9 protein-coding genes and 1 other RNA gene are annotated in these 9,922 nt (G+C 34.3%); 5 read left to right on the top strand and 5 right to left on the bottom strand.

Annotation, left to right across the window (positions count from 1 at the left end; genetic code table 11):
- Positions 1-419: 419 nt before the first annotated feature.
- Positions 420-668 (bottom strand): hypothetical protein, encoded by a 249-nt coding sequence (locus tag B0A58_RS14625; protein ID WP_089081659.1) that lies wholly within the window; start codon positions 666-668, stop codon positions 420-422.
- A 199-nt stretch (positions 669-867) separates the two neighbouring features.
- On the opposite strand from B0A58_RS14625, the gene B0A58_RS14620 reads away from it, so the two are divergent.
- Positions 868-2,844, top strand: a complete 1,977-nt coding sequence (locus B0A58_RS14620) for an alpha-ketoacid dehydrogenase subunit alpha/beta (protein WP_089081658.1) — start codon at positions 868-870, stop codon at positions 2,842-2,844.
- Between the two features lie 427 nt (positions 2,845-3,271).
- Here the strand turns inward: B0A58_RS14620 and B0A58_RS14615 are convergent, their stop codons facing one another.
- The 3 genes from B0A58_RS14615 to rlmD are packed head-to-tail and all read right to left on the bottom strand — an operon-like array spanning position 3,272 to position 5,961.
- Positions 3,272-4,015, bottom strand: coding sequence for a DUF6048 family protein (locus tag B0A58_RS14615; protein ID WP_089081657.1), 744 nt, complete (start codon positions 4,013-4,015; stop codon positions 3,272-3,274).
- The gene (locus tag B0A58_RS14610; RefSeq protein ID WP_089081656.1) at positions 3,987-4,538 is read right to left on the bottom strand and encodes a DUF6452 family protein; all 552 of its coding nucleotides are present in this window, start codon (positions 4,536-4,538) and stop codon (positions 3,987-3,989) included. The genes B0A58_RS14615 and B0A58_RS14610 overlap by 29 nt, the downstream gene beginning before the upstream one ends.
- A 7-nt stretch (positions 4,539-4,545) precedes the next feature.
- A complete protein-coding gene (gene rlmD / locus B0A58_RS14605) occupies positions 4,546-5,961 on the bottom strand; it encodes a 23S rRNA (uracil(1939)-C(5))-methyltransferase RlmD (RefSeq protein ID WP_014084647.1) in 1,416 nt (471 codons plus the stop codon).
- Between the two features lie 491 nt (positions 5,962-6,452).
- Between rlmD and pyrR the strand changes: the two genes are divergently transcribed.
- The 4 genes from pyrR to B0A58_RS14585 are packed head-to-tail and all read left to right on the top strand — an operon-like array spanning position 6,453 to position 9,369.
- Positions 6,453-7,019, top strand: a complete 567-nt coding sequence (gene pyrR / locus B0A58_RS14600; RefSeq protein WP_014084648.1) for a bifunctional pyr operon transcriptional regulator/uracil phosphoribosyltransferase PyrR — start codon at positions 6,453-6,455, stop codon at positions 7,017-7,019.
- Positions 7,019-7,945, top strand: a complete 927-nt coding sequence (locus tag B0A58_RS14595; RefSeq protein WP_014084649.1) for an aspartate carbamoyltransferase catalytic subunit — start codon at positions 7,019-7,021, stop codon at positions 7,943-7,945. The genes pyrR and B0A58_RS14595 overlap by 1 nt, the downstream gene beginning before the upstream one ends.
- 45 nt (positions 7,946-7,990) lie before the next feature.
- On the top strand, positions 7,991-8,809 hold the full coding sequence (locus B0A58_RS14590) for a DUF3822 family protein (protein ID WP_089081655.1): 819 nt from the start codon (positions 7,991-7,993) through the stop codon (positions 8,807-8,809).
- The gene (locus B0A58_RS14585; protein ID WP_089081654.1) at positions 8,806-9,369 is read left to right on the top strand and encodes an RsmD family RNA methyltransferase; all 564 of its coding nucleotides are present in this window, start codon (positions 8,806-8,808) and stop codon (positions 9,367-9,369) included. Before B0A58_RS14590 ends, B0A58_RS14585 begins: the two co-directional genes overlap by 4 nt.
- Positions 9,370-9,450: 81 nt before the next feature.
- Here the strand turns inward: B0A58_RS14585 and rnpB are convergent.
- Positions 9,451-9,770: RNase P RNA component class A (gene rnpB / locus B0A58_RS14580), an RNA gene on the bottom strand.
- Positions 9,771-9,922: the final 152 nt, after the last annotated feature.

The raw sequence follows: 9,922 nt of genomic DNA, 5'->3' as shown, positions 1-9,922 counted from the left end.
CAATGGTACACTACATAAACTTTTTTTGATTTCAAATCATTTGCTGCATAAAACTTGGGCAATATTATAATACCAAATATACATATAAAATAGTCCAATCTACTTGTTCTTTTTTGCTAAAATCATTCAAATAAAATAGTTCCGTAGCCCAGCTATGCAACGATTTTTTTTGAAAATTTTTTCTAAAAAATAACTACGCATCTTTGGACTATTTTATAAATATTTTTGGTATAAAAAACAATTTCAATTCATATAGTGTTTTGATTAATTTATTGTTTTGTAATAATATCGAAATACCGATGTACTGGGTTCAACCACATGATTGATGATGTTTAACAAATAAACGGGTTGCAAAATGGCATATTTCTGACCTTTGTTCAACTGTTTGACCTAGCTGTTGAGGCATTAAAAAGTAATCGCTACTTGAAACTATTAGTCCAAAAAAATGGCGGTGTTACTCTAAATTGCCTTTGATTTTTGCAACGCACCTCAACAATAGAATTTGTAAATCCAACAATTTCAAGCACTTGCTCTCTTGGGATATACACTATGGACACTATAGGTGCATTTATTGGCAACAAAGCATTCCAAAAACTAATGGTTAAATGCTTGTGTTTGCCAAATATTTTTTTGAATGTCAAATCTATTTTGGAGTCTAAGTATTTCATTTTGATGTGTTTCTTATATAGAAATATCTTTAATACAAAGATACAAAAAATACATTCATATTAATTTATATAAAATATAATTTACAGAAAGAAAAATGAAAAGTTGTTTCAAAAATGTGTTCAAAAATATTTTTATAACAAATACTATTTGATATGTTATTTTTTTATACATTTGAAAATGAATTTTAAATAATAAAAAATGAATTTTAGCATCAAAAACCTTAGCCACGATGTACTTTTAGATTTGTATAAAAAAATATTAAAACCACGGTTAATTGAAGAGAAAATGCTGATTTTGATCAGACAAGGCAAAGTATCGAAATGGTTTTCTGGAATAGGTCAAGAGGCTATTGCTGTTGGGGTAACTGCTGTTTTAGATAGTGATGAATACATTTTGCCTATGCATCGAAATTTAGGGGTTTTTACTACCCGAAATATTCCTTTGTACAGATTGTTTTCTCAATGGCAAGGCAAAGCCAATGGTTTTACAAAAGGTAGAGATCGCAGTTTTCATTTTGGCACACAACAGTATAATATTGTAGGAATGATTTCTCATCTTGGCCCACAGCTTGGGGTAGCAGATGGCATTGCATTAGCCAATCTGTTGATGGAAAATAAAAAAATAACTGCCGTTTTTACTGGCGAAGGTGCCACATCGGAAGGTGATTTTCATGAGGCTTTAAACATAGCTGCGGTGTGGAATTTACCGGTAATGTTTATAATAGAAAACAATGGTTATGGACTGTCCACTCCTACAAATGAGCAATACAAATGTATGGATCTTGCCGATAAAGGCGTAGGTTATGGCATAGAAAGTCATATTATTGATGGTAATAATATTTTGGAAATTTACCACAAACTTACAGAGTTGAAAGCGGACATGCAAAAAAATCCTAAACCAGTATTGTTAGAATTTAAAACATTTAGAATGCGTGGCCATGAAGAAGCTAGTGGTACCAAATATGTGCCTCAAGAGGAATTAGATTTTTGGGCCATGAAAGATCCTGTTGAAAATTATAGAAAATTTTTATTAGAAAATAATATTTTAACTTCTGAATTTGATGAAAAAATCAGACTCGAAATTAAAACAGAAATTGATGAGCATTTGCAAATTGCAAATCAGGAACCAGAAATAAAAGCATCGGTCGAAACAGAGTTACATGATGTATATAAACCCTTTGATTTTCAAGAAGTTGCCCCTAATGAAGCAACAGAAAAAATGCGATTTATAGATGCCATTTCTGATAGTTTGAAAGCATCGATGACAGTTTATCCAAATCTAATTTTGATGGGACAAGACATTGCAGAATATGGTGGGGCTTTTAAAATTACAGATGGTTTTGTTGCTTTATTTGGCAAAGAAAGGGTACGAAATACACCCATTTGCGAAAGCGCTGTGGTGTCTGCTGCCATGGGTTTGAGTATCAACAAACACAAAGCCGTTGTGGAAATGCAATTTGCAGATTTTGTTTCAACGGGCTTCAATCCAGTGGTCAATTTGTTGGCAAAATCGCACTACCGATGGGGCGAAAATGCCGATGTAGTCATCAGAATGCCTTGTGGTGGCGGTACTCAAGCAGGCCCTTTTCATTCTCAAACCAATGAAGCTTGGTTTACAAAAACGCCAGGACTTAAAGTCGTGTATCCTGCTTTTCCATTTGATGCAAAAGGATTGTTGAATACCGCAATTGCAGACCCAAATCCTGTAATGTTTTTTGAACATAAACAACTCTATAGAAGCATTCAGCAAGAGGTACCAACAAATTATTATACCCTCCCTTTGGGCAAAGCCGCTACTATCCGTACGGGCAACCAAATTTCTATTATTAGTTACGGTGCAGCCGTTCATTGGGCCTTGGCTTTTTTAGATGCAAACCCTCAAATACAAGCCGATTTAATAGATTTAAGAACCTTACAACCACTGGATTACGACACTGTTTTTGCCTCTGTTCGCAAAACAGGAAAAGCCATCATACTACACGAAGATACACTTTTTGGCGGTATTGCCAGCGATATTGCTGCTGCTATTATGGAAAATTGTTTCCAATATTTGGACGCTCCTGTTCAAAGAATTGGAAGTTTGGAAACGCCAATACCATTTACAAAAGCTTTAGAAGATCAGTATTTACCCAAAAATCGATTTGAAAAAGCCGTAGTCGATTTATTGAAATATTAATAAAAAACCGCATCCTTGGATGCGGTTTTTTTGGGTTACTATCCTTAATAATTCAATAGCAATTGAACTAGTGTGTCAACTATTTTTTTGACTCATTTTAGCAAAAAAGAAGCAATATATTGGACTATTTTATATGTATATTTGGTATAAAACAGCCTATTTGATTAACATTTTTTTGGGCGTTCCCACAAGGGTCGGGTTATCCGTTGCAAACAACGTTCATTGAACTCCAAAAGAAATATCATATTGTGAAATAATCTTTTTTGATTATACCCATTCAGAAACTATATTCGTGCAATACAACACCCCTTTTGGGGGCTGGGGGGCTTCTAAAGGATTTACACTACTATCCCTCACGCAAAACACGGTAAACAACAGCATCTAACCATTACAAGAATCTATGAGAGACAAAACAAAAAAGATGCATCTATTTTTTCTTGTTTTTTACATTCTTATCAACTATTTTCTTTTTAAAAATTGGAATAAAGTACGAAACAGTATAATTAAACCCAACACCAAACTTGCCATTATACGTCCTATTGAAGCCAGGAATATACAAATTGTCAAATGTTTCGGGCGTGTTGTTTAGAGTCAAATAATGTATCCGAGCACTAAAACCAACAAACAAATTTTGCAATACTTCGGCCTTGATGCCTCCCACAATTTCAAGCCATTGGGCAGACAAACCATTGAATTTTTCGCCAGAAACAATGGGGGTAATTTCGCCAAAATACGGACTTGTATTGTATATTTTATAAGTATTTAGCTCCTGACTAAAAGTGCTAATGCCGTATCGCATCCCAAAATAAATCATGTTTTCCATATTGAGCCAGTTGTCAAAACAATTGTAATCAAACCCTGCTTTGAGGTAACTGCCTTTGGTAGTAAAATTGAGCCGTACATCGTCGGTAGTTTTATTTTCGTTGCCCAATTCGGCTGCCAAAAAATAATTTTTTGTCAACCGATAATCTCCAACCAATTCCAATCCTTTGTAATTTGTATCATAAAAAGATTTGGACAATTTAAACAAGTCTATTCCCAGTCGGAGGCCATACCGTTCGGTTTTGGTTTTCAATGAATCTTTTTTGGATTCTTTTTTTTCTTGTCCAAAACCTATGCTAGAAAAAAATAGTAAGTTTGTACTAAAAATAAATATCAATATGTGTTTCATTTTCTGATGTAATGTTATATTTTTTAATAGTAATACCATCTATCCAATTGCCTGTAGTATTGGTTTCTAAATTGTTTAAGATTACTGCCTTGGGTAATCCCGCACTATTATTCAAATCAAAAATGGTTTTATAACCACATGCTCTCGAAATGTATTCGTTTTTTCGGGTATAATTAAAGGTTAAAATATCTGTAAAAACGGTGCTGGCATTACTGCTTCCAAAATTGTAAATCAAGGTATATTTAGTAGCGTCGGCAGTGGTTTTAAGCGGGATTTTAATGCTCGAAACCGCATTGGCCAAATACTTTTCATCTGTTGTTAGGCTGCTATTAAACACAACACCTTCCGACATTCCGTCAGCTATTACTTTGAGATTGACTACATTTTTAGATAAATTTGTAGTAGAATCATAAAAATGAATGACCAATTTTGGAGTAGTAACTGTGGCAGCATCGCAAATATCGTCTTTTTCGCAACCTAAAAATCCAAATGTGATGAGCAATAGTGCAATTATTTTTTTCATTGTCTAATTAATTTCGTCTTTCTAATAACACTACGTTTTCTACATGATGTGTTTGCGGAAACATATCTACGGGTCTTACCCTTGTTACTTTGTATTTTTCGTCCATAAGGGCTAAATCTCGGGCTTGTGTAGCCGAATTGCAACTTACATATACTACTTTTTGAGGGGCTATTTTCAAAATTTGTTCCACTACGTCTTTGTGCATCCCATCTCGAGGGGGGTCTGTTATTATTACATCGGGTTGTCCATTTTGAGCAATAAAGGCTTCGTTGAAAACCACTTTCATATCTCCAACAAAAAAGTCGCAGTTGGAAATATTATTGCGTTTGGCATTTACTTTTGCATCGGCAATAGCTTCGGGCACCGCCTCTACTCCTATTACTTTTTTGGCTTTTTGGGATACAAATTGAGCAATTGTACCGGTACCCGTATATAAATCATAAACGATTTCGTTGCCCGTAAGCCCCGCAAAATCACGTGTTATTTGATACAATTGGTATGCTTGTTCTGAATTGGTTTGATAAAATGATTTGGCATTGATACTAAATTGTAGTCCTTCCATTTCTTCTAAAATGTAATCTCTGCCTTTGTACAAATGCACTTTTTGGTCGTAAATAGTGTCGTTTTGTTTGCCATTTATAACATATTGCAACGAGGTTATGTCTGGAAAAGTGGCGGCCAAATAATCTAAAAGCAACAATCTGTTGGTGGTTTGCTCTTCAAAAAATTGAATTAAAACCATAATTTCGCCCGTAGAAGCGGTTCTGATCATTAAGGTTCTTAAAAAACCTTCATGAAGTCGGGGGTTAAAAAAAGTCAAATCATGTTCTATTGCAAAGGTTCGAATTGCATTTCGGATGTCGTTAGAAGGGTTTTCTTGCAAATGACAATGATGGATGTCTAAAATTTTATCCCACATTTTTGGAATATGAAATCCCAACGCATTTTTATTGGACAGTGTATCTTGGCTTTGAATTTCTTCTTCGGTCATCCAACGGGCATTAGAAAATCCAAACTCCATTTTATTTCTATAAAAAAAGGGTTTTTGTGCCCCTAAAATGGGTTCAAAATCGGGTAATGCTATTTTACCAATGCGTTGCAAATGGTTTAGAACTTCGTTTTGCTTATAAAACAATTGTTGTTCGTATGTCATGTTTTGCCATTTGCAACCTCCACACACTCCAAAATGTTCGCAAACTGGCGTGGTGCGGTGTTCAGAAAATTCATGAAATTTTACTGCTTTGCCTTCATAATAGGCTTTTCTTTTTTTAAATGTTTGAATATCAACCACATCGCCAGGAACGACGTTGGGTATAAATATTACTTTACCATCGGGTGCTTTTGCAACCGACACTCCTTTTGCTCCTGCATCTAGTACTTTTATTTGATGGAAGACTATTTTGTTTGTTTGTTTTTTTGCCATAATGCAAAATTAGTTTTTTATTTCCATTTTTTTTAATCTGAACTTATTTTTTACATTCAAAACGAAATTTCTTTTAGTGAACACCTATTTTAAACCCTAAAAAAAAGCTTGTCAAAAGGCAAAGGAAGCTGTTAATGGATATTATGATTTGGATGAACTTGATGTTTGTCGGAATTTGCGTTTGGGATAATAATGGAAGTCTTTTAGAAGTCCTCCAGCCCCCAAAAGGGGTTGTTGTATTGCACGAATATAGTTTCTGAATGTGGTATTCAAAAAAATTATTTCACAATATTATATTTCTTTTGGAGTTCAATGAACGTTGTTTGAAACGAGTAGCCCGACCCTTGTGGTAACGTCCAAAATAGCGTAATGCTCTTTGTTGTTTTGTGTCGCTTTTAGTCAATTATTCTAACATTTTATTTTAATTCATCATTTTTGACCAAAAATAAAGTGATAAATACTATCTTTGCCAAGCAAAAATAAGAGTTGTTATGAGTCAGAAAATATTGCTTACCTCAACAGAAGTGAACATCATCTTGCATCGATTGGCTTGTCAATTGATAGAAAAACATTTGGATTTTCAAGAAACTATATTGATAGGGATGCAACCCCGTGGCATTTTTTTGGCCGAAAGGTTAAAAAACATTTTAGAACAACATTATCAAGTGCCCAAAATAGTGATGGGATATTTGGATATTACTTTTTTTAGAGACGATTTTCGAAAAACCGAAAAGCCATTGGAGGCCAACAAAACTCAAATTAACTTTATAGTAGAAAACAAAAAAGTTATTTTTATAGACGATGTTTTATATACGGGCAGAAGTATTCGGGCAGGATTAACGGCCATTCAATCCTTTGGCCGTCCGTCTGGTATTGAATTATTGGTACTTATCGATCGCAGATTTAGTAGAGATTTGCCCATACAGCCTGATTATCGGGGTCGCCAAGTAGATGCTTTTGACAGCGAAAAAGTAAAGGTATCCTGGCAAGAACAAGAGGGAGAAGATGCGGTATTGCTTATCCCATCGGTTAATAATAATTTATCAAACCATTTATAATGAGCGAGTTAAGTGTAAATCATTTGTTAGGTATCAAATATATAAATCCCAAGGATATTGCCCTTATATTTGAAACAGCCGATCATTTTAAGGAAGTCATCAATAGGCCTATCAAAAAAGTGCCTTCGTTGCGAGACATTACGATAGCCAACATATTTTTTGAAAACAGTACTCGTACGAAACTATCGTTTGAGTTGGCTCAAAAAAGACTTTCGGCAGATGTGATTAGTTTTTCGGCAGCACAATCGTCTGTCAAAAAAGGAGAAACGTTAATAGATACTGTAAACAATATTTTGGCCATGAAAGTAGATATGGTTGTGATGAGGCATAGTGCTCCGGGGGCGGCACATTTTTTGTCGAAAAACGTTAAAGCCAGTATTGTTAATGCAGGCGATGGGGCCCATGAACACCCAACCCAAGCCCTTTTAGACAGTTATACCATTCGAGAAAAACTGGGCGATGTTGCGGGTAAAAAAGTTGTTATTGTGGGCGATATATTACACTCTCGTGTAGCATTGTCTAATATATATGCCCTTCAAATGCAAGGTGCCGAGGTACAAGTTTGTGGCCCTAACACCCTTATTCCAAAACATATAGAAGCACTTGGTGTACGGGTAGAGCCCAATTTAAGAAAAGCATTGGCTTGGTGTGATGTGGCCAATATGTTGCGGGTTCAAAACGAACGTATGGACGTCAATTATTTTCCTTCGACTAGAGAATATACCCAACAATATGGATTGACCAAAAATATTTTGGATAGTTTAGACAAAGAAATTGTTGTAATGCATCCAGGCCCCATCAATAGAGGGGTTGAAATTACCTCGGACGTGGCAGATTCCAAACAATCTGTTATTCTGAATCAGGTAGAAAACGGAGTGGCTATTAGAATGGCGGTTATATATTTGCTTGCCTCAAAAATTCAATAAATCCCCTCCCAATTATTAAAATTTGATTGCTGTTTGACTAATTATATGAACCAAAACAAAACGATTATCGAAAAAAATGATCAGAAACTCATTGTTCAAGTTGGCCTTGACGGAGTTACTTTTTGTGCCAAAAATGCACTCACTCAATCTGTTGTATGGGTAAAAGAATTGGATTTCAAATTAGATAAAACAGAAAACAATGTTCGTCATTTATTCGAACAATTATTTGAAAAATTTCCAGAATTGCATCAAAAATACGAAGATATTGTAGTGTTACACAACAACAATTTGTCGGCTTTTGTTCCAAAATCTTTGTTTGACGAAAATCACATTGCCGATTATATCAAATTTAATACAAAGGTTTATGAAACAGATGCTTTTAATTTTGATCCAATAGAAAACCACGATTTGACACTTATATATATTCCATTTATCCACTTTAATAATGGATTTATTGATTATTTTGGCTCATTCGATTACAAACATGCTCATGCCATTTTGGTTACTCGATTGCTAGAAATTTCAAAAAACAACCTTACCAAAAAAATGTTTGTACACAAGCAAAAAGGGCTATTTGAAATTATTGTAATTCAAAATCAAAAATTATTGCTATTCAACACCTTTGAATACCGTACTCCCGAAGATTTTATTTATTATATTTTGTTTACTGCAGAGCAATTGCAAATGAATCCTGAACTTTTTTGTTTGGAGTTGTTGGGCGATATCACTACAGATGATGTTTATTTTAAAATTGTATATCAATACGTTAGAAACGTTAATTTACTAGATATCAATTTATTACAAGAAGAAAATATTTTTTCGATACACGAAAATTTAAAACATTTTATCCTTTTTTACGCATGAGAATTATTTCAGGAAAATTCAAAGGCAGACGGTTATCGCCTCCAAAAAACTTGCCCGTTCGGCCCACAACCGACATGAGTAAAGAAGCTTTGTTCAACGTTTTGAACAATCATTTTCATTTTGACGAATTAAAAATTTTAGATTTATTTGCAGGTACTGGCAACATCAGTTACGAGTTTGCCTCAAGAGGTAGTAACAACATTACGAGTGTTGATGCTGATTTTGGTTGTATCAAATACATCAAACAAACTACTGACGAATTTGATTTTGACATTGCTGCCGTAAAAAGCGATGTGTTTGCCTATATCGAAAAATGCAAATCTACTTTTGATGTGATTTTTGCCGATCCGCCGTATGCTTTGGATCAAAAAATTTTTGAAAAACTGGTCGTATCAATTTTTGATAAAGCCATTTTAGATCCCGAAGGGATGCTTGTAATAGAACATTCCAAACATACCACTTTGAACCACTTGGATCATTTTTCGTTTCAAAAAAATTATGGAGGTTCTATTTTTAGTTTCTTTGAAATGGTTGAAAATGAAGATATTGAAGCCGATTAAGTATCAATTGACTTATTGCATGAATCATTTGTAATACACGTACAATATTTATTTGCAAGTACAAATCGAAAAAAATAGTTAAAAAAAAGCAGACCTATAAGCCGGATTCTGTCATCAAATGGCTTTGATGCCTTATCATTTATCTAGGCAATCAATTACTCAATTGCTCCATCTTTCTACCCTTCGACAACGGACGAGAAACCCTTAAATGCCGATATACTTGAAATTTCACCGCATAGAGTTTACCTGGTTTCACTACAGCATTACCTGTACTTGCTTTCTGTTGCACTTGTCCTAAATTGTTTGCACAACCCGACGGGTGTTACCCGCTATGCTTCTCTGTGGTGTCCGGACTTTCCTCTCTTTATCTATCGATAAACAGCGATAAGGCGGTCTGCTTGGCAAATGTAATGCAAAACAACCAATATTTTTGGCAAAAAGTAGTTTTATTTTTTTTCCAAATGGAGGACTTGTCGCTTTTTATATTTATTTTAGTTATACAAATACTAATTTTATAAATTTTTATTTAATATATTTTTATCGAGTTATTTAC

Source organism: Flavobacterium branchiophilum NBRC 15030 = ATCC 35035, from assembly GCF_002217205.1.
GTDB classification, from domain to species: Bacteria; Bacteroidota; Bacteroidia; order Flavobacteriales; family Flavobacteriaceae; genus Flavobacterium; species Flavobacterium branchiophilum.
The sequence above is the reverse complement of the archived record's forward strand: the minus strand, read 5'-3'. Positions and strand labels throughout refer to the sequence as shown.